Raw genomic sequence first — 26,516 nt, 5'->3', positions numbered from 1 at the left:
TGAGTGAGGAGGCGGTTGTCAGGCTAGTGCGTGCGAGGCCACCCGGCGCCGTGGCGCGAGGTCCGCGCCGGGTCGGGCCCGGTAGGGGCCTAGGCCAGATCGCGCCGCGCGGCGATCTTCGACGACAGGCTGTAGATGTCGATGAAGCCCTTGGCGGCGGACTGGTCGAAGGTGTCGCCGGTGTCGTAGGTGGCGAGGTTGAAGTCGTACAGCGACTCCTGCGAGCGCCGGCCGGTGACGACCGCGCGGCCGCCGTGCAGGGTCATGCGGACATCGCCGGAGACGTGCTGGTTGGCCTCGTTGATGAAGCCGTCCAGAGCGCGCTTGAGCGGGGAGAACCACTGGCCGTCGTAGACCAGTTCGCCCCAGCGCTGCTCGACCTGCCGCTTGTAGCGGGCGAGTTCACGCTCGACGGTGACGTTCTCCAGCTCCTGGTGGGCGGTGATCAGGGCGATCGCGCCCGGAGCCTCGTACACCTCGCGGGACTTGATGCCGACGAGGCGGTCCTCGACCATGTCGATCCGGCCGATGCCCTGGGCGCCGGCGCGCTCGTTGAGCTGCTGGATGGCCTGGAGGACGGAGACGGGCTTGCCGTCGATGGCGACCGGGACGCCCTCCTTGAAGGTGATGATCACTTCGTCGGCCTCGCGGGCGACGGCCGGGTTCTGGGTGTACTCGTAGATGTCCTCGATCGGCGCGTTCCAGATGTCCTCGAGGAAGCCGGTCTCCACGGCGCGGCCGAAGACGTTCTGGTCGATGGAGTAAGGGGACTTCTTGGTGGTCGCGATCGGGAGGTTCTTCTCCTCGCAGAACGCGATGGCCTTGTCCCGGGTCATCGCGTAGTCGCGGACCGGGGCGATGCACTTCAGGTCGGGGGCGAGGGCGACGATGCCGGCCTCGAAGCGGACCTGGTCGTTGCCCTTGCCGGTGCAGCCGTGGGCGACGATGCCGGCGCCGTGCTTCTGGGCGGCGGCGACCAGGTGCTTGACGATCGTCGGCCGCGACAGCGCGGAGACCAGCGGGTAGCGGTCCATGTAGAGGGCGTTGGCCTTGATCGCCGGGAGGCAGTACTCGTCGGCGAACTCGTCCTTGGCGTCGGCGACCTCGGCCTCGACGGCACCGCAGGCGAGCGCGCGCTTGCGGATGACGTCCAGGTCCTCGCCGCCCTGGCCGACGTCGACCGCAACGGCGATGACCTCGGCGCCCGTCTCCTCGGCGATCCAGCCGATGGCGACGGAGGTGTCCAGACCGCCCGAGTAGGCGAGTACGACGCGCTCGGTCACGGGATTCTCCTCACACTGCATTCGCTGACATGCATGAGTATGCAGAACTCTGCATGGTTCGTCAATCTCGTCCGTGGTGCGTCGCGGCACCGGGATGCGCAAGGTGTTTTCAGAACTCGCCCGTCACTCCTTGAACGACTGCAACCGCTTCCCCGTACCTCTCGGCGAACGCAGGCGCCATGGCCGCCGAGCCCCGGGAGCCGGCCTCCCCGGCCGCCTGCACCTCACCCCGTGAGGTGACAGGCAGCCGTGGCCGCCCCGAGGAAGCGCCGGCCGGGGCGGCCACGGTGGTCCGGACGGAGGCCGAAATTCCTTCGACAGCCGAAAGAACTTCACCCGATAATCGTTGGACATGGGAAAGACGTATGAGCGCATGGACGGCAGGCTGCGTACGTTCATCGAGCAGCAGCCCCTCTTCTTCACCGCGACCGCCCCGCTCTCCGGCGACGGCACGGTCAACCTCTCCCCCAAGGGCCTCAAGGGCTCCTTCACGGTGCTCGACGAGCACACCGTGGCCTACCTGGACTTCGCCGGGTCCAACGCGGAGACGATCGCCCACCTGCGCGAGAACGGCCGGATCACCCTGATGTGGTGCGCCTTCCAGGGCCCGCCCACCATCGTGCGCGTCCACGGCCGGGGCGAGCCCGTCTTCCGCGACGACCCGCGCTTCGGCGAACTCCTCACCCGTTTCCCCGACATCGACCCGGCCACGCACGGGCTTCGCGCCATCATCGTCGTGCACGCCGAACTCGTGCGGGACACCTGCGGGTACGCAGTGCCCTTCATGGCGTACGAGGCGGACCGCGATCTGCACGGCAGGCGCTTCGCGCGCGAGGACGACGCCTCGCTGAGCGACTACTTCACCGGGAAGGAGCACGTGGCCACCAGCCTGGACGGACTACCCGGGCTGCCGTTGCCGCTGCCGCCGTCTACGGTCTGAGTCATGCGCCCCGGTGTCGCCGCGATCCTCGCCGCCCTGTCCCTCCTCACGCTCGGCTCCGCGCCCGCGGGCGAGGTGCCGCTGCCGGCGCGGATGCGGGACACCGGCGGCGGCACCCAGCTGATCACCGCTCAAGCGGCCCGCACCGGCGCGACGTCGGGCACGGTCACCTGGTGGAACCGGCGCGGCGGGCGCTGGGTGCGGGCCGGTTCGGCACCGGCCCGGTTCGGCGCGAAGGGCCTCGTCGAGGGGACGGCGCGGCGGCAGGGGACGTACACGACGCCGACCGGGCTGTACCACCTGCCGTTCGCCTTCGGCATCAAGCCCGCACCGGGCGGGACACGGCTGCGGTACCGGCGGGTGGGCCCGGACTCGTGGTGGTGCCAGGACAACGGCTCGCGCACCTACAACCGCTGGACCCAGCCGCGCCCCGCCGACTGCCGGGCCGCCGAGTCCGAGCACCTGGTGGCATACCCGAGGCAGTACGCGCACGCGCTCGTCATCGGCTTCAACTACTCCCGTCCGGTGCGCGGCCGGGGTGCGGGGATCTTCCTGCACGTCAACGGGCGCGGGGCGACGGCCGGCTGTGTGTCGGTGCCGCGGGAGGCCATGCGGCGGATCCTGGCGTGGGCGGATCCCGCGCGCCGGCCGCACATCGCGATCGGCACGGCGGGCGGGGCGACCGCGATCAGCCGCTACTGACCCCGGCGCCGCCCGTCGGCAGCCGGACGGTGAAGGCCGTGGAGCCGGGGCGGCTGTCCAGTCCGACAACACCGCCGTGGGCCTTCGTCACGGCCGCCACGATCGACAGGCCCAGACCGGCCCCGGCGCCGCCGAAGGAGTCGGCGCGACGGCGGTCGGCCCGGGTGAAGCGCTCGAAGACACCGGGCTGGACCTCCTCGGGCACGCCGGGCCCGTCGTCGTGCACCCGCAGGACGGCCGTGGCGGCACTCTCCGGGTCCGCCTCCCGGTCGGAGTCCAGGTCCAGGGACACCGTCACCTTGGTGCCCGCGGGTGTGTGCGCACGCGCGTTGGCCAACAGGTTGGCGAGCACCTGCTGGAGCCGGTGGGCCTCACCGGTCACCGTCACGGGCTCCTCCGGCAGCTCCAGCGTCCAGCGGTGCTCCGGACCCGCGGCCCGGGCGTCCGTCACCGCGTCCAGCACCAGACGGGTGAGGTCGACCGGACGGCGTTCCAGGGGACGTCCGGCGTCCAGCCGGGCCAGGAGCAGCATCTCGTCGACCATCTCCCCCATGCGCGCGGACTCGGCGGCAATGCGTTCCAGTGCCCGGGTGACCTCGGGCGGCACCGGCCCCGGGTGCAGCAGGGCGAGCTCGGCGTGGCCGCGCACCGTGGCGACCGGGGTGCGCAGCTCGTGGCTGGCGTCGGCGGCGAAGCCGCGCAGCCGCTCCTCACTTGCGTGCCGTTTGGTCAGCGCGTCCTCGACATGGTGGAGCATCCGGTTGAAGGCGGTGCCGACCCGCCCGACCTCGCTGCGCGGGTCGGCGCGCGGCGCGCGGGGCGGCAGCGCCACCTCGCCGCTGGCGAGCGGCAGCTCGCTGACCCGGGCGGCGGTCTCCGCGACCCGCGTCAGCGGCCGCAGCGACCAGCGCACCCACAGGGCGCCGGCGACCCCGGCGACGGCCAGGGCCAGCCCGGAGACGGTCCCCGCGACCAGTTCGAGCCGGTGGACCGCGGCCCGCACCGGCGCCATCGGCAGCCCGGTGACCAGCACGTCGCCGTCCCGGCCCGGCCAGGCCGCCAGCCGGTACTCGCCCAGGTCGGACAGGCGCACCGTGTGCCCGCCGCGGTCCACCGGGAGTGCGGCCAGTGCGCTGCGGTCGGCGCCGGTGAGGGTGACCTCGAAGCCGGGACGGGACCGGGAGGGGACCACGGCCGCGTGGGTCACCGTGCCGCCGAGGAGCCGGGCGCCGAAGGTACCGGCGGCCTGGCGGCGGGTGTCGCCGCGCTCGTCGCCGTCGTGGTCGGAGGGCTTGGCGGGCGTGGCGGTCGTGGCGGTGCCGTGCTCCAGGCTCTGCGGGAAGCCCGGCCCGGTCTGCTGGAGCTGCTGGTCGATCCGGCCGGTGAGGAAGCCGTCCAGTTCGAGGACCGCGGCCACGCCGACGGCGGCGCAGCCGACGGCCAGCAGCACCACCAGGCCGAAGGTGAGCCGGGCCCGCAGGGTGCGCGGCCGGGGCAGCCGCCGTATCCGCCGTGTCATCGCCCGCGGCCGCGGCAGCAGGGTCACCGTACCGCCGGCTTCAGCACGTACCCGGCCCCGCGCACCGTGTGGATCATGGGGGCGCGTCCGGCGTCCACCTTCTTGCGCAGATAGGAGATGTACAGCTCCACCACATGGGCCTGGCCGCCGAAGTCGTAGGACCACACACGGTCGAGGATCTGCGCCTTGCTCAGCACCCGGCGCGGGTTGTGCATCAGGAAGCACAGCAGCTCGAACTCGGTCGGGGACAGCTCGATCAGCTCTCCCGCCCGGGTCACCTCCCGGGCGTCCTCGTCCATGACCAGATCGCCCACGGTCAGCCGCGGGCCGTCCGACGGCTGCCGGGCCATGCCGGCGCGGCGCAGCAGTCCGCGCAGCCGGGCGACCACCTCCTCCAGGCTGAACGGCTTGGTCACGTAGTCGTCGCCGCCCGCGGTGATCCCCGCGATACGGTCCTCCACCGCGTCCCGCGCCGTGAGGAAGAGCACACAGACGTCCGGCTGCACGGCGTGCAGCTCACGCAGCACGGCGAATCCGTCGGTGTCCGGGAGCATCACGTCGAGGACGACGGCGTCGGGCTGCACCTCGCGGGCCGCGGCGACGGCGGAGGCCCCGTCGCCCGCGGCGCGCACCTCCCAGCCCTGGTAGCGCAGGGCTCCGCAGAGCACTTCGGCGAGGTCGGGGTCGTCGTCGACGACGAGGACGCGCACGGGGGTGCCGTCGAGGCGGGTGAGGGCCGGCAGCCCGGGAGGGCTCGGGCGGAAGGTGTCCATGGCCCCTCCAGCATCGCCGGTCCCCGCCCCGGACGGCGAGGGATGACCCTCTGAGTTTTCTGTGAGTGGGCCCACACGGCCCACGGCTCAGAGCTCCCTCAGAGGTTCGCCCCGCACAGTTGTGTCCTGGACCGGCGAAGGGACGGGAGAGCGGATGACCACGGTGTACGAGCGGCAGGCGGCACCGCCCGTGCCACTTGGTCCTCCTGTGGTGGTACGACACCACCTCCGTCGTGGGCGCGGCGGGCTGGCTGACCGGCGCCGGGCGGATCGCGGGCCAGCTGTGCGGGTACGCCTGCGCGGTGCTGGTGGGCCTGATGGCGCGGGTCCCGCTGCTGGAGCGCCGGATCGGCTCGGACCGGGTGGCACGTCCGGCGGCTCCGGTGGGACCGGCGGATCCACCGGCACCAGGACCGTCACCGGTGAGACGGTGCGCACCCGCTGGGGTCCGGTCCAGGTGCGGGTCACGCTCGTCGACGGCCGGATCACCGACGTGACCGCGCTCGCGCGGCCCTCGGACAACTCTCGGGACCGGGAGATCAGCGGCTACGCCATCCCCCAGCTGCGCAGGGAGGTGCTGGCCGCGCAGAGCGCGAGCATCGACACCGTCTCGGGAGCGACGTACACCAGTGACGGATACCGCCGCTCGCTCCAGTCCGCGCTGGACGCGGCCGGGCGCTGAACCTCACCCGAAAGCTGAACGCAGGGCCGGCGTGGCACGTATCCCAGGGCCAAGGGACCACGCGGCCCCCCTTGACCCCGTCCACGGAGGAACCGTGACCACCACACTCGCAGGAGGCCGCGCCTCCCGGCGCCGGACGATGCGCCGCATCCGGCCGCGCCGCTCCCCCGCCGTCCCGCTGCTGACCGCCGTCTGGGCAGGCGCGGCGGGCGTCGTCTGGCTGTGGTGGACGAACACCCCGTCCATCGACGGCACCGGCGGGAAGGTCCTGAACGCAGGCCGGATCACCGGCCTGCTCGCCGGCTACCTGATGGCGCTGGTCGTGCTCCAGATGGCGCGCGTGCCGACCCTGGAGCGGCGGGTGGGCTCCGACCGGGTCGCGCGCTGGCACGCCATGAGCGGCCGGTACACGCTCTGCCTGGTCCTCGCGCACGTCTTCCTCACCATGTGGGGCTACGCGCTCCAGGGCGGCAAGTCGCTCGGCGACATCGTGGGGCAGACCGTGGAGTCCGTCGAGCGGCTGCCCGACATGGGCAAGGCCGCGATCGGGACCGGTCTGCTGGTGGCCGTCGGACTGGTCTCGATCGGCCCGGTGCGCCGCCGGATGCCGTACGACACGTGGTACCACGTGCACCTGTTCACCTATGCCGCGGTGTTCCTGACGTTCTGGCACCAGATCACCACCGGCAACGACTTCGCCGTGGAGCCGGCCGCAAGGACCTTCTGGTACGGCCTGTACGGCGCGGTGACCGCGCTGGTGATCTGGTACCGGATCCTCACCCCGATCCGGCTGAACCTGCGCCACCGCATGCGGGTGGAGGCGGTGATCGAGGAGACGCCGGGCATCGTGTCGGTGCTGATCGGCGGCAGCAGGCTGCACCAGATGGGCGCGGAGGCCGGGCAGTTCTTCCGCTGGCGGTTCCTGGCACCGGGCATGCGCTTCTCCTCCCACCCGTACTCGCTGTCGGCGGCGCCCCGCCCGGACCTGCTGCGCATCACCGTCAAGGCGATCGGCGACCACAGCGCCCGGCTGCGCGAACTCACCCCCGGCACCCGGGTGTGGGCGGAGGGGCCGTACGGCGCGCTGACCGCGTCCCGGCGCAGCCGCGGCAAGGTGCTGCTGGTGGCGGGTGGGGTGGGCATCACGCCGATGCGGGCGCTGTTCGAGACGCTGCCCGGCGCGGCCGGTGACATCACGCTGCTGTACCGGGCCAACAGCACGCAGGACCTGGCCCTGTGGGACGAACTGACGGAGATCGCCGACGAGCGCGGCGCCCGGCTGATGTACGCGGTGAACAGCCCGGACGGGGACCGCCCCGACATCTCCGCCGAGTCACTGCGCCGCAAGATCACCGACATCGACCGCCACGACGTCTTCATGTGCGGCCCGTCCGGTTTCGCGCAGTCGGTGTACGAGGCACTGCGCGGCGCGGGAGTCCCCGCCCGCCGCATTCATCACGAGTCGTTCGAGATGTGAGCGAAGGGAACGCGGAACGTCCGCGGAAACCACATGACTTACGGGACTCACGGGAATTCAGGAGCTCATCGGCGATGAGGAAGAGCCACCCCATACGACGTGCCGTGCTGGCCGGCGCCGCGACCGTGTCCGGCATCGTGCTGCTGCTGTCGCTGAAGCCGGCCTCCGACCCCGCCTCCGCCTCGGCGGCCGGCGCGGCGCCGCAGCGGACGGCGGCGGCGCAGGAGTCGCCGCAGGGCGGCAGCGGTGCGCGGCGGACGGGCACACGGTCCGTCACCGGCGACGTGGCCCGGACCCAGTACGGCGACGTGCAGGTCCGGCTGACCGTCAGCGGCGGCAGGATCACCGCGGCGGAGGCCGTACGGGCGCCGCAGGGCGGGCTCAGCGGCCAGAAGAGCGACCTGGCCGTGCCCCGGCTCAACCAGGAGGCCGTGGCGGCGCAGAGCGCGGACATCGACGCCGTGTCGGGAGCGACGTACACCAGCGGCGGCTACAAGAAGTCACTCCAGTCGGCGCTGGACGAGGCGAAGGCGAAGGCGAGCGGTGCGCCGTCGGGGCCGGCCTCCGGTTCCTCCTCCTCGGGGACCGGATCGGGAGCCGCGCGGACCCGTACCGTCACGGGCGAGGTCTCCCAGACCCAGTACGGTCCGGTGCAGGTCCGGGTCACGGTCAGCGGCGGCAGGATCACCGCGGCGGAGGCCGTACGGGCGCCGCAGGGCGGGCTCAGCGGCCAGAAGAGCGACCTGGCCGTGCCCCGGCTCAACCAGGAGGCCGTGGCGGCGCAGAGCGCGGACATCGACGCCGTGTCGGGAGCGACGTACACCAGCGGCGGCTACAAGAAGTCACTCCAGTCGGCGCTGGACGAGGCCGGTGGCTGAGGCCGTGTCCGGGTCGGCGCGGGGTCCCGCCGCGGTGCGTCACGCGGAGGAGGTCATGGGGACCGTCTTCTCCTTCGACGTCCGCGGCGGTCGGTCCGAGGCGGTGGCGGCGGCACTGGACGAGGCGGTCGCCGAACTGCACCGGGTCGACCAGGTGTTCAGCACCTACCGCGACGACAGCCAGCTCTCCCGCCTGGCGCGCGGTGAGCTCACCGTGGCGCAGTGCGACCCCGAGGTCGCCGAGGTGCTCGAGCTGGGCGCCGAGGCCGAACGGGTCAGCGAGGGCTGGTTCAGCCTGCGCTATCAGGGGAGCCTGGATCCGACCGGGATCGTCAAGGGCTGGGCCGCCGAACGGGCCGCCCGGCGGATCGCGGCGGCCGGGGTGAGCGGGGTCGGCGTGAACGGCGGCGGAGACGTGCAGTTGTCCGGCTCCCCCGACGCGCAGCGGCCCTGGCGCGTGGGTGTGTCGGACCCCCTGCGCCCCGGCGGACTCGCGGCGGTGGTCTCCGCCGCGGGTGCGGGCGAGCTGGCGGTGGCGACGTCGGGCACGGCCGAGCGCGGCGCCCACATCGTCGACCCGCGCACCGGCAGGTCCGCGATCACCGACCTGGTCGCGGTGACCGTGGTCGCCCCCAGCCTGACCTGGGCGGACTGCTGGGCGACAGCCGCGTTCGCCATGGGCTCCCGCGAGGGCCTGGCCTGGCTGGAGTCGTTGCCCGGCGTGGAGGCGCTGCTGATCACGGCGGGCGACGAGGTCAGGTGCACGCACGGGCTCGCCGCCCGGCTGGGCTGAGGGCCGGCCGACGCCGCGCCGGGGTCACTGGCCGTTCTGCGCCAGCCTCAGCAGGTGGTCCGCCAGCGCCTGTCCCCCGCTGGGGTCCCGGCTGATCAGCAGCAGTGTGTCGTCGCCGGCGATGGTCCCCAGGATGTCGTGCAGTTCGGCCTGGTCGATGGCCGAGGCGAGGAACTGCGCCGCCCCCGGAGGCGTGCGCAGGACCACGAGGTTCGCGGAGGACTCCGCGGAGATCAGCAACTCCTGCGAGAGCCGCCGCATCCGCTCCTCCTTCACCGACTCCCCCAGCGGTGCGCGCGGGGTGCGGAAACCGCCCTCGCTGGGCACCGCGTAGATCAGGTCGCCGTCGGTATTGCGGATCTTCACCGCGTTCAGCTCGTCCAGGTCGCGGGAGAGCGTCGCCTGGGTGACGCTCAGCCCGTCGTCGGCCAGCAGCTTCGCCAACTGGCTCTGCGAGCGCACCGGTTGCCGGTTGAGGATGTCCACGATCCGGCGGTGGCGTGCGGTGCGGGTCTGCGGCACCGCCGGCCCGGCCTCGGTCTGACCGTTCTGCGCCTGACTCATCGTCGTCTCAATCTCCGGATCATCCGTCCCCGTTTGCCACGTCCAGGACGCCGGGCAGCGCCCCGAGGAAGGCGTCCACCTCGTCGTCGCCCAGGTTCAGCGGCGGCATCAGCCGTACGACGTCGGGGGCGGGCGCGTTCACCAGGAAACCGGCCTCCTGAGCCGCCTGCTGCACCTGGGGCGCGCGCGGCTCGGTGAGCACGATACCCAGCAGCAGGCCCGCGCCCCGGACGTGGGCGACCAGCGGGTGGTCCAGTGACTCGATCCCGTCGCGCAGCTTCTCGCTCTGCCGCTTGACGTTCTCCAGCAGCCCCTCGCCCGCGATCGTGTCCAGGACCGCGAGACCGGCGGCGCAGGCGACCGGGTTGCCGCCGAAGGTCGTACCGTGCTGACCGGGCTGGAGCAGGTCGGCGGCGCGCCCGAAGGCGACGGTGGCGCCGAGCGGCAGCCCGCCGCCCAGGCCCTTGGCGAGCGTGACGACGTCGGGCAGGACGCCCTCGTGGGCCTGGTACTCGAACCAGTGCCCGGTGCGCCCGACTCCGGTCTGCACCTCGTCGAGGACCAGCAGCGAACCGGTGGCCGCCGTGATGGCCCTGGCCGCCTTCAGATAGCCGGGCGGGGGCACCACGACCCCGTTCTCGCCCTGGATGGGTTCGATGACGACGAGGGCGGTCTCCTCGGTGACCGCGGCGGCCAGTGCCCGCGCGTCACCGTAGGGCACGTGGGTGACCTCGCCGGGCAGCGGCAGGAACGGCTCCTGCTTGCCGGGCTGGCCGGTGAGCGCGAGGGCGCCCATCGTACGGCCGTGGAAGCCGCCCTCGGTGGCGACCATGTGCGGCCGGCCCGTCAGCCGGCCGATCTTGAAGGCGCCCTCGTTGGCCTCGGCTCCGGAGTTGCAGAAGAACACCTTGCCGTCCCGGCCGAAGAGCTGGAGCAGCCGTTCGGCCAGGGCGACGGGCGGTTCGGCGATGAACAGGTTGGAGACGTGGCCGAGGGAGGCGATCTGCCTGCCGACCGCCTCGACGACGGCGGGGTGGGCGTGGCCGAGCGCGTTGACCGCGATGCCGCCGACGAAGTCGACGTACTCCCGGCCGTCGGCGTCCCACAGCCTCGCGCCCGCACCGCGGACGAGGGCGAGCCGCGGCGTGCCGTAGTTGTTCATGAGCGCGCCCTGCCAGCGCGCGGCCAGTGCCTGGTTGCCCATGTCCCGGTTGCCCTGGTTGTTCGGGTCCTGGTTGCTCACGACTCCCCCTGTTCGTCCGGCACGACCATCGTGCCGATGCCCTCGTCGGTGAAGATCTCCAGCAGGATCGAGTGCTGGACCCGGCCGTCGATGACGCGGGCGGTGGTCACGCCGCCGCGCACCGCGTGCAGGCAGCCCCGCATCTTCGGCACCATGCCGGAGGACAGCTCCGGCAGCAGCTTCTCCAGCTCGCTCGCGGTCAGGCGGCTGATCACCTCGTCGGAGTTCGGCCAGTCCTCGTAGAGGCCCTCGACGTCGGTGAGGACCATGAGGGTCTCGGCGCCCAGTGCCGCAGCGAGTGCCGCAGCCGCCGTATCAGCATTGACGTTGTAGACATGTCCGTCGTCCTGGGAGCGGGCGATCGAGGAGACGACCGGGATGCGGCCGTCGGCGAGCAGCGCCCGGATCGCGCCGGTGTCGATCTCGGTGATCTCGCCCACCCGCCCGATGTCGACCGGCTCGCCGTCGATCTCGGGGGTGTGCCTGGTGGCGGTGATGGTGTGCGCGTCCTCGCCGGTGAGGCCGACGGCGAACGGGCCGTGCTGGTTGAGCAGGCCCACCAGCTCCCGTTGCACCTGCCCGGCCAGCACCATCCGTACGACGTCCATGGCCTCCTCGGTGGTGACCCGCAGGCCCGCCTTGAACTCGCTGACGATGCCGTGCCGGTCGAGGGCGGCGCTGATCTGGGGGCCGCCGCCGTGCACGACGACGGGCCTGAGGCCGGCGTGCCGCAGGAAGACGACGTCCTGGGCGAAGGCGGCCTTCAGCTCCTCGTCCACCATGGCGTTGCCGCCGAACTTGATGACGACGATCTTGCCGTGGTGCCGGGTCAGCCAGGGCAGCGCCTCGATGAGGATCTGCGCCTTGGGCAAGGCGGTGTGCTTACGGGTCGGGGACTTTCCCTCTTCTGAGTGATTGACCGTCATAACCGACTTTCGGGAAGATCTCGGATCAGCCGCCGGGCGGGCGGTGCTGGCCTGCGGAGGCGAGGTAAGACTTGTGCCGGGCACATCCCGGGGCGAGCACTCGCCTGTGGGGCGGGGGCCCTCGCCGGCGACGGCGAGGACCCGCGACAACCAAGCGGGCACGTCAAGAGGAGTACGCGCTGTTCTCGTGGACATAGTCGGCCGTGAGGTCGTTGGTCCAGATCGTCGCCGACTCGGTGCCTGCCGCAAGGTCGGCCACGATGTGGACCTCGCGGTAGCGCATGTCGACCTTCCCGCGGTCCTCGCCGACGCCGCCGTTCTTGCAGACCCAGACGCCGTTGATGGCGACGTTCAGCCGGTCGGGCTCGAAGGCGGCCCCGGTGGTGCCGATGGCGGACAGGACACGGCCCCAGTTGGGGTCCTCGCCGTGGATGGCGCACTTGAGGAGGTTGTTGCGGGCGATGGAACGGCCCACCTCCACGGCGTCCTCCTCGGTCGCGGCGCCCACCACCTCCACCTTGATGTCCTTGCTGGCGCCCTCGGCGTCCCGGATGAGCTGCTGCCCGAGGTCGTCGCAGACCGCCCGTACGGCCTCGGCGAACTCCTCGTACTGCGGGGTGGCCCCGGAGGCGCCGGAGGCGAGCAGCAGCACGGTGTCGTTGGTGGACATGCAGCCGTCGGAGTCGACCCGGTCGAAGGTGACCCTGGTGGCAGCGCGCAGCGCCCGGTCGAGCACGTCGGCCTCGAGGTCGGCGTCCGTGGTGAGCACGACGAGCATGGTGGCCAGGCCCGGGGCGAGCATGCCGGCGCCCTTGGCCATGCCGCCGACGGTCCAGCCGTCCTTGGTCACCACGGAGGTCTTGTGGACGGTGTCGGTGGTCTTGATGGCGATGGCGGCCTTCTCGCCGCCGTGCTCGGAGAGCTGGGCGGCGGCCGTCTCGACGCCCGGCAGCAGCTTGTCCATGGGCAGCAGGACGCCGATCAGGCCAGTGGAGCAGACGGCGACCTCGATGGCGCCGACGCCGAGCACGTCGGCGGCCTTCTCTGCGGTGGCGTGGGTGTCCTGGAAGCCCTTGGGGCCGGTGCAGGCGTTGGCGCCCCCGGAGTTGAGGACGACCGTGGAGAGCCTGCCGTCCTTGAGGACCTGCTCGGACCACTGCACCGGGGCGGCCTTGACGCGGTTGGAGGTGAAGACGCCCGCGGCGGCGCGGCGGGGCCCGGTGTTGACCACGAGGGCCAGGTCCGGGTTGCCGTTCTCCTTGATCCCGGCGGCGATGCCCGCGGCCTGGAATCCCTTGGCTGCCGTGACGCTCACTGCATCTCCTTGTTCGCCCCGCCGCGGTAGCGGCTGATGTCACTGCCGCCCGTGCAGCGCAGCGGTCCGGCCATCTCCCGCAGTGCCTTGACGGCCTGGGAGGTACCCCCGGTCGTCTGCGGCCCGGTGGCTGCACATGCGTCGCTCACGGTGCGACTCCGATCGTGGAAAGTCCGAGGTCCTCGGGAAGGCCGAGGGCGATGTTCATGCTCTGCACCGCGCCGCCCGCGGTGCCCTTGGTCAGGTTGTCGATGGCGCTGATCGCGATGACGCGGTGCGCGGCGGGGTCGTACGCCACCTGGATCTGCACGGCGTTGGAGCCGTACACGGAGGCGGTGGCGGGCCAGCGCCCCTCGGGGAGGAGGTGGACGAAGGGCTCGTCGGCGTAAGCCTTCTCGTACGCGGCGCGCACGGAGTCGGCGGTGACCCCGGGCCGGGCCTTGGCGCTGCACGTGGCGAGGATGCCGCGGGGCATCGGCGCGAGGGTGGGGGTGAAGGACACGGTGACGCGCTCCCCCGCCGCGGCGCTGAGGTTCTGGATCATCTCCGGGGTGTGGCGGTGGAGGCCGCCGACCCCGTAGGGGGACATGGATCCCATGACCTCGGAGCCGAGCAGGTGCGGCTTGGCCGCCTTGCCGGCGCCGGAGGTGCCGGAGGCGGCGACGATCACGGCCTCGTTCTCGGCGAGTCCGGCCACGTAGGCGGGGAAGAGGGCGAGGGAGGCGGCGGTCGGATAGCAGCCGGGCACCGCGATGCGCCTGGCCCCCGCCAGCGCGGCGCGGCCACCAGGAAGTTCGGGAAGGCCGTAGGGCCAGGTGCCGGCGTGCGGGGAGCCGTAGAAGCGCTCCCAGTCGGCGGGGTCCTTCAGCCGGAAGTCGGCGCCCATGTCGATGACGAGGACGTCGGGGCCCAGTCGCTCGGCGACGGCGGCGGACCGGCCGTGCGGCAGGGCGAGGAAGACGACGTCGTGCCCGGCGAGGACTTCGGGGGTGGTCTCCTCCAGGACGCGGTCGGCGAGGGGCAGCAGGTGCGGCTGCAAGGCGCCGAACCGCTCGCCAGCGTTGGAGTTCCCGGTCAGTGCGCCGATCTCGGCCTCGGGGTGCGCCAGCAGCAGGCGCAGCGCTTCTCCGCCCGCATACCCACTCGCTCCGGCGACCGCCACACGTACAGCCATGAACCCTCCTCCTTGATGGCATGACTATACGTATTCCTGCACGTTTATGCAACGGAATGGAGACCGGTCGTCGTACGGTGAGCGGGTGGAACAGGTCGAGCGGGCGGGGCGGGACGGGTTCCTGCCGGTGCCGGACGTGCTGGCGTACCTGGCCGGGAACTGGCGGGTCCGGCGGTCGGTGCGGGACCTGGCGGGCGGCGTGACGGGGGAGTTCACCGGTACGACGGCCTTCGGCGCCCCGGACGGCGGCGGGCTGCTGCACAGGGAGTGCGGCACGTTCGTCTGGCAGGGGGTGGCCCGGCCCGCCGGGCGGACGCTGCGCTTTCTGCCCGGTAATGTGCCGGGCACGGCCGACGTGCGCTTCGCGGACGGGCGGCCCTTCCACGACCTGGACCTGCGCTCCGGGTGGCACCTGGCCGAGCATCCGTGCGCGGCGGACCTCTACCGGGGCGAGTTCACCGTCCTGGACGCCGACCGCTGGCGCACGGTGTGGCGCGTGGGCGGCCCCGCGAAGGGCCTGCTGCTGACGACGGACTACGCGCGCGAGCACGGAGCCCCCGGTACGCCGCGCCGCGGGTTCGAGCGGCCCGCGCCTCCGGCCGGATCTCAGGGCAGCACCTCCGCGCAGGCCGTCCGCAGGCGGCGCACGCCCTCGGCGATCTCCGCCGTGCCGCCGACCGCGGCGAAGCTCAACCGCACGTGGCCGGCCGGGGGTTCGGCGCTGAAGTACGGGCGGCCGGGGTTGATCGCGACGCCCGCCCGCAGGGCGGCGGCGGTCAGGGCGGCCTCTCCCCCAGAGCCGAAAGCCTGGGAGGTGCCCCCAGTGCCGTCGGGCAGGCGCAGCCACAGGTGGTAGCCGCCGAACGGGACGTGCGGCAGGGCGAGTTCGGGAAGGTGCCCGCGCAGCGCGGTGGTCAGCGCCTCCCGGCGGCTCCTCAACTCCGCGGCGAGCGCGCGCAGATGGCGCGGCCAGGCAGGTGAGCCGACCAGTTCAAGGGCGGCCTCCTGCAACGGCCGCGGCACGAAGAACGTGTCGACGACCTGGATGGCCCGCAGCCGTTCCAGCACCGGGCCGCGCGCGACCAGCGCGCTCACCCGGAAGCTGGGCGAGGTGGCCTTGGTCAGTGAGCCGACGTGCACCACGACCCCGTCCGGGTCGCCGGCGGCGAGCGGGGGCGGCAGGGTTCCGGCGTCCTCGTGCGCGAGCCGCCGTACGAAGTCGTCCTCGACGACGAAGGCGCCGGCCTCGCGGGCCGTCCGCAGCACCCGCGCGCGCCGGTCGGCGGCGAGGACGGCGCCGGTGGGGTTCTGGAACAGGGGCTGGCAGACGAACACGCGGGCGCCGGTGGCCCGGAACGCGTCGGCGAGCAGTTCCGGTCTCACCCCGTCCGCGTCGACGGGCACGGGCACGGGCCGCAGGCCGCAGGACCGGGCGATGGCCAGCATGCCGGGATAGGTGGGCGACTCGACCAGCACCGGCGCGCCGGGCGGGGCCAGGGCGCGCAGGGCGGTGGTCAGCGCGGACTGGCCACCGGCGGCGATCAGGACCTCGGCGGCGGTGACGGTCCCGCCCGGTCCGCCGATGTCCCGCGCGAACCACTCGCGCAGCTCCGGCAGCCCCTCCAGCGGCGGCCGCCCCCAGGCCCCGGGACGGCGGCCGGCCCGGGACAGCGCGGCGGCCATGGCCCGCTCGGGCTGCAACGAGGGGTGCAGGTAGCCCCCGTTGAACTCGATCACGCCCGGCGGCGGGGCGGCCAGTGAGACCGTGACACCGGAGGCGTCCACCGTGCGGGGTACGAGGTCGGCGGCGCCGTCCGCGCTGAGCGCGACCTCCTGCCAGGAGGTGTCGCCGGCGGGAGCGGCCGTCCCGCGCGCCGGCGCGCGGAAGGCGCCGGCGCCGGGGCGGGTGACCACCAGTCCCTCGGCCGCCAACTGCGACAGGGCCCGCGAGACGGTCACCGGACTGACCCGGTACCGCTCGACGAGGACCCGGCTCGACGGGAGCTTTCCACCGGGTGAGTAGCGGTCCAGTTCCCGCCGCAGACGTTCTGCGAGTTCGGCGACGCTGCTACGCTGTTGCATGAGAGCACAGAGTAGCGCTATCGCACCGACACGGATAGCGGTGGGCACCCCGGCCCGCCCGCGCGCCGGCATCCTTCAGGCGGCCCTCGGCGTGGTCGCCTTCTCCCTGACCTTCCCGGCCACCGCCTGGGGCCTGGAGGGCTTCGGGCCCTGGTCCCTGGTGGCCGTGCGCAGTGTGCTCGCCGCCGTCCTCGCGGGCGGCTGCCTGCTGGCGCTGCGCGTACCGCCGCCCGCGCGCCGGCACTGGCCCGGCCTCGCGGTCGTGGCCGCCGGAGTGGTCCTCGGCTTCCCGCTGCTCACCACGCTCGCCCTGGAGACCTCCACCACCGCGCACGCCGCCGTCGTCGTGGGCCTGCTGCCGCTCACCACGGCGGTGCTCTCCGCGCTGCGCTTCGGCATCCGTCCCTCGCGCACGTTCTGGGCGGCGGCGCTGGCGGGCGCGGCGGCCGTGGTGGCCTTCACCGTGCAGCAGAGCGGCGGCGCGCTGACCGCCGCCGACGGCTACCTGTTCGGCGCCCTGCTGGTGTGCGCCGCCGGCTACGCCGAGGGCGGCCGGCTGGCCCGCGTCATGCCGGGCTGGCAGGTCATCGGCTGGGCGCTGGTGGCGTGCCTGCCGCTCACCGTGCCCGCGGCCGCGCTCGCGCTGGCGCACGAGCCCGTGCATCCGGGCGTCCACAGCGTGACCGGGCTGCTCTGGGTCGCGGCGGGCTCGCAGTTCCTCGGGCTGGTCGTCTGGTACCGGGGCATGGCGGCCGTCGGCATCCCCAAGGCGAGCCAGTTGCAGCTGGCCCAACCCCTGCTCACACTGGTGTGGTCGGTGCTGCTGCTCGGCGAGCACCTCACTACGGCCGCCCCCGTGACGGCCGTCGCCGTGCTCGTCTGCATCGCCGTCACCCAGCGGACGCGCGGCTGACCGGCGCTCACACCGGTGCCGACCGCACACCGGCCCGGCCGCTCACCGGTTCAGGCCGCGCTCCGCACCGTAGACTCGGAAGTCGAGGACCGCTGCTCCCGCACATGGTCAGGAGGCCCCGCAGATGCGCGCAACCGTGGGCGACCAGCTCGTCCAGCACGGCAGGGTGGTCGGTCAGCACGACCAGATCAGCGAAATCGTCGAGGTCATGGGCACGGAGGGCAACCCGCCCTACCGCGTCCGCTTCCCGGACGGGCACGAGGCCGTGATGTCACCGGGCCCCGACTGCCAGGTCCGCCACAAGAAGGAGCACGAACACCACTGAGTCAGCGCGGAGGTCTCGCCGGCCGCCGGTAGTGGTCGGCGACGACCCGCGCCATCGCCCCTGACGGGTCGGCCGCGACCTCCTTGGCGGCGAAGTGGACGTGTCCGCGCACCTCCGGGTGCGCGGCCGCGAGGGTGAGGTGGCGGGACAGCTCGTCCGGGTCCTGCCAGGCGGGCCCCTGCGTGGGGTCGCCGGCCTTGAAGAGCGCCTCCCCCACGTACAGCTGTGTCCGGCTGCCCCGTGCCGCCTCGGCCCACCAGGGCAGCAGGGCGGCGTAGTCGGCGGTGGCGAAGCCGATGGACCAGTACAGCTGCGGGACGACGTAGTCGATCCAGCCCTCCATGACCCACTTGCGCGTGTCCGCGTACAGGTCGTCGTACGTCTGCACGCCGGCCCGGGTGTCCGAGCCGCGCGGGTCGGCCGAGGCGTTGCGCCACACCCCGAAGGGGCTGATCCCGAACCGGGTGCCGGGGCGGGTGGCGGCGATGCCCGCGGCCGCCTCGCGGACCAGCCGGTCGACGTTGTCGCGCCGCCAGTCGGCCCGGCTCGCGAAGGCGCCGCCGTACCGGTCGTAGGCGGCGTCGTCGTCGAAGGACTGGCCCGCGACCGGATAGGGGTAGAAGTAGTCGTCGAAGTGGACGCCGTCCACCGGGTACCGGGACACCGCGTCGAGCATCGCCCGCAGCACGAAGGCCCGGACCTCGGGCAGACCGGGGTTGTAGTAGAGACCCCCGCCGTGGCGGACCACCCAGTCGGGGTGCCTGCGGGCCGGATGCGAGGCGGCCAGCAGGGCCGGGTCGTCGCGCAGGGCGACCCGGTAGGGGTTGAACCAGGCGTGCAGCCGCAGTCCGCGGGCGTGCGCCTCCGCCAGGGCCGTGCCCAGCGGGTCCCAGCCGGGGTCCCGGCCCTGTGTGCCGGTGAGGCACTGCGACCACGGCTCGTGGGGCGAGGGCCACAGCGCGTCGGCCGCCGGGCGCACCTGGAGGATCACCGTGTTGAGCCGGCGGCGCACCGCCACGTCGAGCAGGGCCGTCAGCTCGCCGCGCTGCCGGGCCACGCTCAGCCCGGTGCGGGAGGGCCAGTCGCGGTTCCGCACGGTCGCCAGCCACATGCCGCGCATCTCGGTGACCGTGGCACGGCCCCGCCTGTCCGTGCCGGTGCCGCCCGCCGCGGTGGCCGCGTCGCCGGTCACCGCCAGGGTCGACAGCGCCGCCACGGTGAACGACCGTCGTGTCACTCGGGCCATCCGGGGTCTCCCAGTACGCCGTGGATCCGTATGGTCACGGATCGTTCTCGGGGCCAGCATGCACGACCCGGGCGACCGATCAGGGCCACCACGGGGGTAACGTGCACGATCGGAGCAGGCACCGCACAACAGGCCGCCTGCCACAGCCGTAGGAACTGCGAAAGGGACGATGTGACCGGCATTTCGGGAGACATTGCACGCGTCGGAGTGGTGGGCTGCGGCCAGATGGGTGCGGGCATCGCCGAGGTGTGCGCCCGGGCCGGCCTGGAGGTGAAGGTCGCCGAGACCACCGGCGAGGCCCTGGAGATAGGCCGTACCCGGCTGTTCAACTCCCTGGCCAAGGCGGCCGAGCGCGGCAAGATCAGCGAGGCGGAGCGGGACGCGACGCAGGCCCGGCTGAGCTTCACCACCGACCTGGGGGAGTTCGCCGACCGCGACCTGGTGATCGAGGCCGTGGTGGAGAACGAGCAGGTCAAGACCGAGATCTTCCAGGTTCTGGACCAGGTGGTGACCCGGCCGGACGCCATCCTGGCCTCCAACACCTCCTCCATCCCGCTGGTGAGGCTGGCGGTCGCCACCGCGCGGCCCGACCAGGTGATCGGCATCCACTTCTTCAACCCCGCCCCGGTGCAGCAGCTGGTCGAGCTGATCCCGGCACTCACCACCTCCGAGGGCACGCTGAGCCGGGCGCAGCTGTTCACCGAGAAGGCGCTCGGCAAGCACGCGATCCGCGCCCAGGACCGCTCGGGGTTCGTGGTGAACGCGCTGCTGATCCCCTACCTGCTCTCGGCGATCCGGATGTTCGAGTCGGGCATCGCCAGCCGCGAGGACATCGACAACGGCATGGAGCTGGGCTGCGCCCACCCGATGGGCCCGCTGAAGCTGTCCGACCTGATCGGTCTGGACACGGTGGCCTCCGTCGCCCATTCGATGTACGAGGAGTACAAGGAGCCGCTGTACGCCGCTCCCCCGCTGCTCCAGCGCATGGTGGACGCCGGCCGGCTCGGCCGGAAGTCCGGCTCCGGCTTCTACACCTACGGCTGACCACGAAGAGCGACGGTCAGCGGGCCCGGCACCGGGGTGGTGCCGGGCCCGTGTCATTCACACGCCGTGTGCGCTCCGGGCCCGCATATGCCGCTCACACACGCTCCCCAGGGGGCCACCAGGGGAGTTGACTCCTGATGCGCATGCAAGGGATGTGAGACGACTACGGAAAGGAGCGGCCTGTGACCGCCGATCCCGAGCATCCCGTCGTTCCCGGAGAACTCGCAGAGTTACGGCGCCGGCTGGACGTGGCCTGTGCCCGCGTCGAGGGCGGGCTGGCGCTGCTCAGCCACCGCACCGAGGAGGCCGCCAAGGAGCTGGACGAGGTGAGCACCCGGCTCGTCGCACTGGAACACTCGCGCTGGCCGCTGCCCGCGGTCGCCACCCTCACGGCCCTGGGCTCCCTCGTCGTGGCGGTCTGGCAGTCCTTCGGCCGTTAGGCATCACGGCAGGGTGTCCTGCCCGAGCCTGAGGTGGTGCAGGAGCAGTAACGCGGCCGCCATGTTGGCGGCCGGGACCTCGCCGCGGGCGACCATGTCGGGAACGAGTTTGAGGGGGACCCATTCCCGGCGGTCGGACTCGAAGTCGTCCGCCGGGTGTCCGACGTACTCGCCCTCGTCCGACCAGTAGATGTGGTGCCGGGCGTCGGTGAGTCCGTTGGACGGCTCCACGCTCATGAGGTGGCGCAGGGGTCCCGGCCGCCAGCCGGTCTCCTCCTCGAGTTCCCTGGCGGCGGCCGCCGTGATGTCCTCGCCGTCCTCCACGACGCCCGCCGCGAGCTCCCAGCCCCAGCTGTCGGTGATGAAGCGGTGGCGCCACAGGAGGAGGACCTCGCCCGCCTCGTTCACCACCGTGGCCACGGCAACGGGCCGCAGCCGTATCAGGAAATGGTCGAGGTGCCGGCCGTTCGGCAGCTCGACATCCGCGAGGTTGACGGTGAACCAGCGGTTTGCGTACACAGTTCGTTCGTTCTGTTTCGTCCACTGCACGGTTCTGCCACCTTCCGTCGGGTCAGTGGCAATATCGCAGCCGGAACGGTCCGGCAGCAGGCGTACGGCGCGCCGCCGGGAGCACCGCGCCGCCGTCACAGGGGTACGCGCAGGGCCCCGTCGATCAGTTCGGCCGCCTCCGCCGTGCCGGCGCAGTCGCTGCGCACCAGGTGCTCGCGCACCGCACGCAGTCGGTCCCGCAGCCGCTGCGACTCCATCCCGCGGGCCTGTTCGGCCATCCGCACCGCCGTGGCCACCGCCTTGTCGGCGTTGCCCCGGCGCAGTTCGATCGTGCTGAGCATGGCCAGCCGGTGCACCCTGCCCCGGTCGTGCGCGGGGTTGTCGACGGCGGCCGCGGCGTGCTCCTCGGCGGCGGCCAGCTCGCCGAGGCTGAGCAGGGCCTCCGCCACCTGCACGTTGACCAGGCCCGGTTGGACGTAGCCCGTCTCGTCGGGTTCGTACCCGCGCCGGATGCGTTCGGCGGCGGACTCGGCGCGCCGGATGCAGGCCAGGGCGCTCGTGCCGTCGCCGAGGTGGGCGTAGGCCTTGGCCTGCATCGCGTACAGGTCGGAGGCGAGGGCGGGGGTGATGTGCTGGCCGGCGGCGCGCAGCGCCGCCTCGGCGAAGGCGACGGCCTGGCGGTACTCCCGCATGAAGAGCGACTGGTTGACCAGCAGCGCGATCACATACGCGCCAAGTCCCCGGTCCCCGCTGGCCTTGGCGAGCCTCAGCGCCTGGTGGAAGTAGCGCTGAGCCAGGCCGTGCGCGTCGGAGTCGTAGGCGCAGATGCCCACGATCGCCAGCAACCCGCCGGTGGCGCGGTGCAGTTGGCGGCCGGTGGCGTCGGTGTAGCTGCCGCGCAGCAGTGGGGCGGCCTCGGCGTTGAGGAAGCCCACGACACGGCCGCGGGTCGCGATGCCTCCGGCCTTGCGGTACATCTGCTCGTAGTGCGTGCGGGCGGCGCGCAGCATCTCGATGTCGGACGGGGTGACCCGGTGCCGGCCACCGCGGGAGACGTCCACGTCCTCGGGCGGGTTCTCCCACTCCCACACCGGCATGACGGCGGGCGTGCCGGTCACGGCGGGGGCTCCGAGGAGGTGCGGGCGCTGCTGCTCGTCGGAGCGCCACAGGGCGGTGGCGCGCTCCACGAAGCCGGACAGCGAGGTGCCGTGCGGCGCGGAGGGCTCGCCGGGGACGCCGAGGCCGATGTCGTCGAGCGTGACGGGCCGGTGCAGCCGGTTGGCCAGCACCTCGCAGATCAGGTCGGGCACCTGGCCGCGTGGCCGCTGGCCCTTCAACCACCGGGCCACGGCGGTGTGTTCGTACCGGAGCGCGAGTCCGCGGGCCCGCCCCTCCTGGTTGACGTGCGCTGCCAGGCCCGCGTGCGAGATCCCGGCCTCGTCCAGGATCGCGTCGAGCAGTGTGTTGGGCTGCATGGGTGCCCCCCGGTGGCTCGGTGGCGACAGCGTAGTGCGTTCGCCTTCACACGGGGTGTGAACGGAGCACGCGGATCCGGGCTGTACGCGCGCTGTCGCGGAGAGTCCCCAGCCGGTTGACTGAACCGCCTCCTCCAAGAGGCCGTCCGGGCCGCCGGCTCCCCCTCGTAAAGCATGGCGGCCCGGCACGGCGACGCTCCGCTGAGTGCAGGCACGGCCAATGGCTCGGGGCTGCGCGTGGTTTGCCGACCGCGGGCCGGTGGGGCTGATCGCCCCACGCGGCGGACCCGCGTATCGGCAGACGCCCGTTGGGGGCGCGACCCGGCTCCGGTCGGCGAGGCCGGCCTCGTCGACGCAGGCCGGCTCGAGAAAAGGGGCGCGGGGAACTGCGCGACCGGCCACCGACTGCCCGCGGTCGGCAACGGACTCGCAGCCCCCGACGCTCCCCCGGAACCGGCTCCGCAGGAACCAGCTCCGCAGGAACTAGCTACGCAGCTCCGCCCCCGTGCGCTCAGCGGCCAGCGCCACCGCCGCGTCGCGGGCCGCGGACGCCTCGTCCACGGTCAGGGTGCGGTCCGGCGCGCGGAAGCGCAGCGCGTAGGCGAGCGACTTGCGGCCCTCACCGAGCTGTTCGGCGTTCTCGTAGAGGTCGAACAGCCGGATGGACTCCAGGAGTTCACCGGCGCCCTCGCGCAGTGCGGCCTCGACGTCGGCGGCCGGGACCGGCTTGTCGACGACGAGGGCGACGTCCTGCGTGGCGACCGGGAAGGTGGAGATGCCCGGCGCCCGCGGGGTGTCGTCGCCGACCTGCTCCAGCACGTCCAGGTTCAGCTCCATCGCGCAGGTGCGCTCGGGCAGGCCCAGCGCCTTGAGCACGCGCGGGTGCAGTTCGCCCGCGTGGCCCACGACCCGCTCGGCACCGTCCACGGCGACCGCGAGTTCGGCGCAGCGGCCCGGGTGCCACGGCCCGTACTGGCCCTTGCGGACGATCAGTTCGGCCCCGGTCTCGCCGGCCACGGTCCGCGCGGCCTGGACCGCGTCGGTCCAGTCGGCCGGGCGGCCCTTGCCCCACCAGCCGGCCTGCTCACGGGCGCCCGCGAGGACCACGGCCACATGGCGCGGCTGCTCGGGCAGCGCGGCGTCCAGCTCGGCGAGCTCCTCGTCGGTGGGTCGCCGGTCGACGGGGGGCCGGGCGGCGACCTGCTGCTCCTCGCGCAATGGGGTCTCCCCTGCTCGAGCGGAGCCGAGAGCTCGGGGAAGGAAGACCAGGCCGGTCTCGAACAGGGCGAGATCGTGGCTGCCGCGGCCGTCGTTGCGGCGCAGCGCGCCGAGCAGGCCCGGCAGCAGCGTGGTACGCAGCGCGGGCTCCTCGTCGCTGAGCGGGTTGACCAGCCGGACCACGCGGCGCGCGGGGTCGCCGGGCTCCAGGCCGAGCTGGTCGAAGACCTGCTCGCCGACGAACGGGTAGGTCGGCGCCTCGACGTACCCCGCGCCGGCCAGCGCGCGGCCGACCCGGCGGTGCAGCCGCTGGCGGTGGGTGAGGCCGCGGCCCGAGGGGAGCCTGGGCAACGTGGAGGGCAGGTTCTCGTAGCCCTCCAGGCGGATGACCTCTTCGGCCAGGTCGTTGGGGTCCGTCAGGTCGGGCCGCCAGGACGGGACGGTGACGACCAGCTCGTCCTGCCCCTCCACCTGGCAGCCGATCTGCTGGAGCCGGCGGACGACGGTCTCACGGCCGTAGACGACGCCCGCGACCTTGTCCGGGTGGTCGGCAGGAACGGTGATCGTGCGCGGAGCCGCGGGCGCGGCGACCTCGGTGACACCGGCGTCGGCCGTGCCGCCCGCGAGCAGGACCAGCAGGTCCACCGTGCGCTGGGCCGCGGCGGAGGCGGCCTGCGGGTCGACGCCCCGCTCGAAGCGGCGGGAGGCCTCCGAGGACAGCTTGTGACGGCGGGCGGTGCGCGCGATGGAGACCTGGTCGAAGTGCGCGGCCTCGATGACGACCTCGGTGGTGGCGTTCTCCGTGTCGTCGTGGTCGGCGATCTCGGTGTTGGCGCCGCCCATGACGCCCGCGAGGCCGATGGGGCCGCGCTCGTCGGTGATGACCAGGTCCTCGGCGTGCAGCGTGCGCTTGACGCCGTCGAGGGTGGTGAACTCCTCGCCCTCCTCGGCCCGGCGCACGCCGATCGTGCCCTGGACCAGCTTGCGGTCGTAGGCGTGCAGCGGCTGGCCGAGCTCCAGCATCACGTAGTTGGTGATGTCGACGGCGAGCGAGATCGGGCGCATCCCGGCCTTCTGGAGGCGGCGCTGAAGCCAGATCGGGGAGCGCGCCTCGGGGTCGAGGCCCAAGACGGTGCGCGCGGTGAAGCGGTCGCAGCCGTGCGGCTCGTCGATCCGCACCGGGTAGCCGAACGCGTTCGGCGCCGGTACGTCGAGCAGGGCGGGGTCGCGCAGCGGCAGGCCGTAGGCGATGGCGGTCTCGCGGGCGACGCCGCGCAGGGACAGGCAGTCGCCGCGGTTGGCGGTGACGGCGATGTCGAGGACCTCGTCGACCAGCTCCAGCAGCTCGATGGCGTCCCTGCCGACCTCGGTCTCCGGCGGCAGCACGATGATGCCCTGGCTGCCGTCGTCGCCGATGCCCAGCTCGTCGCTGGAGCAGATCATGCCGTGGGAGGTCTTGCCGTAGGTCTTGCGGGCGCTGATCGCGAAGCCGCCGGACAGCACGGCGCCCGGGAGGACCACGACGACCTTGTCGCCGGCGGCGAAGTTGCGGGCACCGCAGACGATCTCCTGCGGCTCGCCGGTGCCGTTGGCCTGGCCGACGTCGACGGTGCAGAAGCGGATCGGCTTCTTGAAGCCCTCCAGCTCCTCGATGGTCAGCACCTGACCGACGACGAGCGGCCCCTTGAGGTCGGCGCCGAGCTGTTCGACGGTCTCGACCTCGAGGCCGGCCGAAATGAGCTTGGCCTGGACGTCGCGCCCGGTCACCGTCGCCGGCAGGTCGACGTACTCCCGCAGCCAAGAAAGCGGGATCCGCATCAGATCTCCATCCCGAACGGCCGGGTGAACCGGACGTCACCCTCGACCATGTCTCGCATGTCTTCGACGTTGTGGCGGAACATCAGCATCCGCTCGATGCCGAACCCGAAGGCGAAGCCGCTGTACTTCTCCGGGTCGACGCCGCAGGCGGTGAGCACCCGCGGGTTGACCATGCCGCAGCCGCCGAGTTCGATCCAGCCCTCGGAGGAGCAGGTGCGGCAGGGCCGGTCGGGGTTGCCGACGGACTCGCCGCGGCAGACGTAGCACACCATGTCCATCTCGGCGGACGGCTCGGTGAAGGGGAAGAAGTTCGGCCGCAGCCGGGTCTTCATGCCCTCGCCGAACAGGGACTGCACCATGTGGTCCAGGGTGCCCTTGAGGTCGGCCATGGTCAGGCCCTCGTCCACGGCGAGCAGCTCGACCTGGTGGAAGACGGGCGTGTGGGTGGCGTCCAGCTCGTCGGTGCGGTAGACGCGGCCGGGGCAGATCACGTAGACCGGCAGCTCGCGCTCGAGCAGGGAGCGGATCTGCACCGGCGAGGTGTGGGTGCGCAGGACGACGCCGGACTCGCTGCCGCCTTCGGGGCCCTGCACGAAGAAGGTGTCGGCCTCGCCTCGGGCCGGGTGGTCCGGGCCGATGTTCAGGGCGTCGAAGTTGAACCACTCGGCCTCGGCCTGCGGACCCTCGGCGACCTCGTAGCCCATGGCCACGAAGACGTCCTCGATGCGTTCCGAGAGCGTGGTCAGCGGGTGGCGGGCGCCGGCCGGCACGCGGTCGTACGGCAGCGTGACATCGACGTCCTCCTCGACCAGCACACGGGCGTCCCGCTCCGCCTCGAGCTCGGCCTGGCGGGCGGCGAGGGCCTTGTTCACCGCGCCGCGGGCCATGCCGACCCGCTTGCCGGCGTCGGCCTTGGCGTGCGGGGGCAGGGCGCCGATCTCGCGGTTGGCGAGGGCCAGCGGTGAGGCGGGGCCGGTGTGGGCGACCTTGGCCTCGTGGAGCGCGTCGAGGGAGTCCGCGGCGGCGAAGGCGGCGAGCGCCTCGTCCCGCATGCGCTCGATCTCTTCCGGTTTCAACGCCTCGACCTCGACAGGGTCGTACGACTTATTGGGTGCCGACATCTCTTCCCGTGCTTCCGATTGGCTGGCTGGAGGTCCCCGTCACCGACTCGCGGAC

General features: G+C 72.9%; 25 protein-coding genes and 2 pseudogenes. 12 read left to right on the top strand and 15 right to left on the bottom strand.

The window, feature by feature from the left end; genetic code table 11:
- Window positions 1–89: 89 nt before the first annotated feature.
- Window positions 90–1,283 carry an argininosuccinate synthase gene (locus ACFY4A_RS05945; RefSeq protein ID WP_384175445.1) on the bottom strand — a complete coding sequence of 398 codons (1,194 nt, stop codon included), beginning with the start codon at window positions 1,281–1,283 and terminating at the stop codon, window positions 90–92.
- A gap of 352 nt (window positions 1,284–1,635) precedes the next feature.
- On the opposite strand from ACFY4A_RS05945, the gene ACFY4A_RS05940 reads away from it, so the two are divergent.
- Window positions 1,636–2,223, top strand: coding sequence for a pyridoxamine 5'-phosphate oxidase family protein (locus ACFY4A_RS05940; protein ID WP_390828161.1), 588 nt, complete (start codon window positions 1,636–1,638; stop codon window positions 2,221–2,223).
- Between the two features lie 3 nt (window positions 2,224–2,226).
- Window positions 2,227–2,925 carry a L,D-transpeptidase gene (locus tag ACFY4A_RS05935; protein WP_390828160.1) on the top strand — a complete coding sequence of 233 codons (699 nt, stop codon included), beginning with the start codon at window positions 2,227–2,229 and terminating at the stop codon, window positions 2,923–2,925.
- Here the strand turns inward: ACFY4A_RS05935 and ACFY4A_RS05930 are convergent.
- Complete coding sequence (locus ACFY4A_RS05930; protein WP_390828272.1) at window positions 2,912–4,444, bottom strand: sensor histidine kinase; 1,533 nt, start codon at window positions 4,442–4,444, stop codon at window positions 2,912–2,914. The genes ACFY4A_RS05935 and ACFY4A_RS05930 overlap by 14 nt on opposite strands.
- A 23-nt stretch (window positions 4,445–4,467) precedes the next feature.
- Entirely contained in the window at window positions 4,468–5,217 is a 750-nt protein-coding gene (locus ACFY4A_RS05925; protein ID WP_390828159.1) for a response regulator transcription factor, read from the bottom strand.
- Window positions 5,218–5,414: 197 nt separating this feature from the next.
- Between ACFY4A_RS05925 and ACFY4A_RS05920 the strand changes: the two are divergent.
- From ACFY4A_RS05920 to ACFY4A_RS05900, 5 genes and pseudogenes are all read left to right on the top strand, one after another.
- Window positions 5,415–5,606: pseudogene (locus ACFY4A_RS05920) on the top strand (ferric reductase); the annotation flags it as partial.
- On the top strand, window positions 5,513–5,899 hold the full coding sequence (locus tag ACFY4A_RS05915) for an FMN-binding protein (RefSeq protein WP_390828271.1): 387 nt from the start codon (window positions 5,513–5,515) through the stop codon (window positions 5,897–5,899). The pseudogene ACFY4A_RS05920 and the gene ACFY4A_RS05915, both read left to right, overlap by 94 nt.
- A 94-nt stretch (window positions 5,900–5,993) precedes the next feature.
- A complete protein-coding gene (locus tag ACFY4A_RS05910; protein ID WP_390828158.1) occupies window positions 5,994–7,376 on the top strand; it encodes a ferric reductase-like transmembrane domain-containing protein in 1,383 nt (460 codons plus the stop codon).
- Between the two features lie 74 nt (window positions 7,377–7,450).
- Window positions 7,451–8,254: an FMN-binding protein gene (locus tag ACFY4A_RS05905; protein WP_390828157.1), complete on the top strand. Its 804-nt coding sequence runs from the start codon at window positions 7,451–7,453 to the stop codon at window positions 8,252–8,254.
- A gap of 55 nt (window positions 8,255–8,309) precedes the next feature.
- Window positions 8,310–9,047 carry an FAD:protein FMN transferase gene (locus tag ACFY4A_RS05900; protein WP_390828156.1) on the top strand — a complete coding sequence of 246 codons (738 nt, stop codon included), beginning with the start codon at window positions 8,310–8,312 and terminating at the stop codon, window positions 9,045–9,047.
- A gap of 24 nt (window positions 9,048–9,071) precedes the next feature.
- On the opposite strand, the gene ACFY4A_RS05895 is transcribed toward ACFY4A_RS05900, so the two are convergent.
- The 6 genes from ACFY4A_RS05895 to argC form a co-directional block, all read right to left on the bottom strand.
- Complete coding sequence (locus ACFY4A_RS05895; protein WP_390828155.1) at window positions 9,072–9,611, bottom strand: arginine repressor; 540 nt, start codon at window positions 9,609–9,611, stop codon at window positions 9,072–9,074.
- A gap of 19 nt (window positions 9,612–9,630) precedes the next feature.
- Entirely contained in the window at window positions 9,631–10,815 is a 1,185-nt protein-coding gene (locus ACFY4A_RS05890; protein ID WP_390828270.1) for an acetylornithine transaminase, read from the bottom strand.
- Window positions 10,816–10,850: 35 nt separating this feature from the next.
- Window positions 10,851–11,780: an acetylglutamate kinase gene (gene argB, locus ACFY4A_RS05885; RefSeq protein ID WP_390828154.1), complete on the bottom strand. Its 930-nt coding sequence runs from the start codon at window positions 11,778–11,780 to the stop codon at window positions 10,851–10,853.
- Window positions 11,781–11,943: 163 nt separating this feature from the next.
- Window positions 11,944–13,095: a bifunctional glutamate N-acetyltransferase/amino-acid acetyltransferase ArgJ gene (gene argJ / locus ACFY4A_RS05880; protein ID WP_390828152.1), complete on the bottom strand. Its 1,152-nt coding sequence runs from the start codon at window positions 13,093–13,095 to the stop codon at window positions 11,944–11,946.
- On the bottom strand, window positions 13,092–13,244 hold the full coding sequence (locus tag ACFY4A_RS05875) for a hypothetical protein (protein ID WP_390828151.1): 153 nt from the start codon (window positions 13,242–13,244) through the stop codon (window positions 13,092–13,094). Before ACFY4A_RS05875 ends, argJ begins: the two co-directional genes overlap by 4 nt.
- Window positions 13,241–14,269 carry an N-acetyl-gamma-glutamyl-phosphate reductase gene (gene argC / locus ACFY4A_RS05870; RefSeq protein WP_390828150.1) on the bottom strand — a complete coding sequence of 343 codons (1,029 nt, stop codon included), beginning with the start codon at window positions 14,267–14,269 and terminating at the stop codon, window positions 13,241–13,243. The genes ACFY4A_RS05875 and argC overlap by 4 nt, the downstream gene beginning before the upstream one ends.
- Window positions 14,270–14,396: 127 nt before the next feature.
- Between argC and ACFY4A_RS05865 the strand changes: the two are divergent.
- Window positions 14,397–14,816: pseudogene (locus tag ACFY4A_RS05865) on the top strand (DUF6314 family protein); the annotation flags it as partial.
- A gap of 59 nt (window positions 14,817–14,875) precedes the next feature.
- Here the strand turns inward: ACFY4A_RS05865 and ACFY4A_RS05860 are convergent.
- Window positions 14,876–16,351, bottom strand: a complete 1,476-nt coding sequence (locus ACFY4A_RS05860) for a PLP-dependent aminotransferase family protein (protein WP_390828149.1) — start codon at window positions 16,349–16,351, stop codon at window positions 14,876–14,878.
- Between ACFY4A_RS05860 and ACFY4A_RS05855 the strand changes: the two genes are divergently transcribed.
- Window positions 16,350–17,264 (top strand): DMT family transporter, encoded by a 915-nt coding sequence (locus ACFY4A_RS05855; RefSeq protein ID WP_390828148.1) that lies wholly within the window; start codon window positions 16,350–16,352, stop codon window positions 17,262–17,264. The two genes, ACFY4A_RS05860 and ACFY4A_RS05855, sit on opposite strands and share 2 nt — an antisense overlap.
- A 124-nt stretch (window positions 17,265–17,388) precedes the next feature.
- Window positions 17,389–17,589, top strand: coding sequence for a DUF1918 domain-containing protein (locus ACFY4A_RS05850; protein ID WP_141362616.1), 201 nt, complete (start codon window positions 17,389–17,391; stop codon window positions 17,587–17,589).
- A 1-nt stretch (window position 17,590) separates the two neighbouring features.
- Here ACFY4A_RS05850 and ACFY4A_RS05845 read toward each other — a convergent pair whose 3' ends face one another.
- The gene (locus ACFY4A_RS05845; protein WP_390828147.1) at window positions 17,591–18,835 is read right to left on the bottom strand and encodes a glycoside hydrolase family 10 protein; all 1,245 of its coding nucleotides are present in this window, start codon (window positions 18,833–18,835) and stop codon (window positions 17,591–17,593) included.
- A gap of 171 nt (window positions 18,836–19,006) precedes the next feature.
- Here ACFY4A_RS05845 and ACFY4A_RS05840 point away from each other — a divergent pair, with 171 nt between their 5' ends.
- Entirely contained in the window at window positions 19,007–19,879 is an 873-nt protein-coding gene (locus tag ACFY4A_RS05840) for a 3-hydroxybutyryl-CoA dehydrogenase (RefSeq protein ID WP_390828146.1), read from the top strand.
- Between the two features lie 182 nt (window positions 19,880–20,061).
- Complete coding sequence (locus tag ACFY4A_RS05835) at window positions 20,062–20,319, top strand: hypothetical protein (RefSeq protein WP_390828145.1); 258 nt, start codon at window positions 20,062–20,064, stop codon at window positions 20,317–20,319.
- Window positions 20,320–20,322: 3 nt separating this feature from the next.
- Here the strand turns inward: ACFY4A_RS05835 and ACFY4A_RS05830 are convergent, their stop codons facing one another.
- The 4 genes from ACFY4A_RS05830 to pheS form a co-directional block, all read right to left on the bottom strand.
- Window positions 20,323–20,868, bottom strand: a complete 546-nt coding sequence (locus tag ACFY4A_RS05830; RefSeq protein WP_390828144.1) for an NUDIX domain-containing protein — start codon at window positions 20,866–20,868, stop codon at window positions 20,323–20,325.
- A gap of 95 nt (window positions 20,869–20,963) precedes the next feature.
- Window positions 20,964–22,304 (bottom strand): transcriptional regulator, encoded by a 1,341-nt coding sequence (locus ACFY4A_RS05825; RefSeq protein WP_390828143.1) that lies wholly within the window; start codon window positions 22,302–22,304, stop codon window positions 20,964–20,966.
- Between the two features lie 483 nt (window positions 22,305–22,787).
- The gene (pheT, locus tag ACFY4A_RS05820) at window positions 22,788–25,340 is read right to left on the bottom strand and encodes a phenylalanine--tRNA ligase subunit beta (protein ID WP_390828142.1); all 2,553 of its coding nucleotides are present in this window, start codon (window positions 25,338–25,340) and stop codon (window positions 22,788–22,790) included.
- Entirely contained in the window at window positions 25,340–26,461 is a 1,122-nt protein-coding gene (gene pheS / locus ACFY4A_RS05815) for a phenylalanine--tRNA ligase subunit alpha (RefSeq protein ID WP_390828140.1), read from the bottom strand. Before pheS ends, pheT begins: the two co-directional genes overlap by 1 nt.
- Window positions 26,462–26,516 lie beyond the last annotated feature (55 nt).

Origin of the sequence: Streptomyces sp. NPDC001292 (assembly GCF_042896465.1) — a bacterium.
In the GTDB taxonomy this organism is placed as follows: Bacteria; Actinomycetota; Actinomycetes; order Streptomycetales; family Streptomycetaceae; genus Streptomyces.
Note: the sequence above shows the minus strand (reverse complement) of the source record. Positions and strands in the feature narration are given on the sequence as shown.

What these genes read in the sequence shown, in the direction of transcription:
- ACFY4A_RS05940 (WP_390828161.1), top strand. Translation starts at nt 1,636, where the DNA reads ATGGGAAAGACGTATGAGCGCATGGACGGCAGGCTGCGTACGTTCATC.
- ACFY4A_RS05935 (WP_390828160.1), top strand. Translation starts at nt 2,227, where the DNA reads ATGCGCCCCGGTGTCGCCGCGATCCTCGCCGCCCTGTCCCTCCTCACG.
- ACFY4A_RS05930 (WP_390828272.1), bottom strand. Translation starts at nt 4,444, where the DNA reads ATGACACGGCGGATACGGCGGCTGCCCCGGCCGCGCACCCTGCGGGCC.
- ACFY4A_RS05925 (WP_390828159.1), bottom strand. Translation starts at nt 5,217, where the DNA reads ATGGACACCTTCCGCCCGAGCCCTCCCGGGCTGCCGGCCCTCACCCGC.
- ACFY4A_RS05905 (WP_390828157.1), top strand. Translation starts at nt 7,451, where the DNA reads ATGAGGAAGAGCCACCCCATACGACGTGCCGTGCTGGCCGGCGCCGCG.
- ACFY4A_RS05900 (WP_390828156.1), top strand. Translation starts at nt 8,310, where the DNA reads ATGGGGACCGTCTTCTCCTTCGACGTCCGCGGCGGTCGGTCCGAGGCG.
- ACFY4A_RS05895 (WP_390828155.1), bottom strand. Translation starts at nt 9,611, where the DNA reads ATGAGTCAGGCGCAGAACGGTCAGACCGAGGCCGGGCCGGCGGTGCCG.
- ACFY4A_RS05890 (WP_390828270.1), bottom strand. Translation starts at nt 10,815, where the DNA reads ATGGGCAACCAGGCACTGGCCGCGCGCTGGCAGGGCGCGCTCATGAAC.
- argB (WP_390828154.1), bottom strand. Translation starts at nt 11,780, where the DNA reads ATGACGGTCAATCACTCAGAAGAGGGAAAGTCCCCGACCCGTAAGCAC.
- argC (WP_390828150.1), bottom strand. Translation starts at nt 14,269, where the DNA reads ATGGCTGTACGTGTGGCGGTCGCCGGAGCGAGTGGGTATGCGGGCGGA.
- ACFY4A_RS05855 (WP_390828148.1), top strand. Translation starts at nt 16,350, where the DNA reads ATGAGAGCACAGAGTAGCGCTATCGCACCGACACGGATAGCGGTGGGC.
- ACFY4A_RS05860 (WP_390828149.1), bottom strand. Translation starts at nt 16,351, where the DNA reads ATGCAACAGCGTAGCAGCGTCGCCGAACTCGCAGAACGTCTGCGGCGG.
- ACFY4A_RS05850 (WP_141362616.1), top strand. Translation starts at nt 17,389, where the DNA reads ATGCGCGCAACCGTGGGCGACCAGCTCGTCCAGCACGGCAGGGTGGTC.
- ACFY4A_RS05845 (WP_390828147.1), bottom strand. Translation starts at nt 18,835, where the DNA reads ATGGCCCGAGTGACACGACGGTCGTTCACCGTGGCGGCGCTGTCGACC.
- ACFY4A_RS05825 (WP_390828143.1), bottom strand. Translation starts at nt 22,304, where the DNA reads ATGCAGCCCAACACACTGCTCGACGCGATCCTGGACGAGGCCGGGATC.
- pheT (WP_390828142.1), bottom strand. Translation starts at nt 25,340, where the DNA reads ATGCGGATCCCGCTTTCTTGGCTGCGGGAGTACGTCGACCTGCCGGCG.
- pheS (WP_390828140.1), bottom strand. Translation starts at nt 26,461, where the DNA reads ATGTCGGCACCCAATAAGTCGTACGACCCTGTCGAGGTCGAGGCGTTG.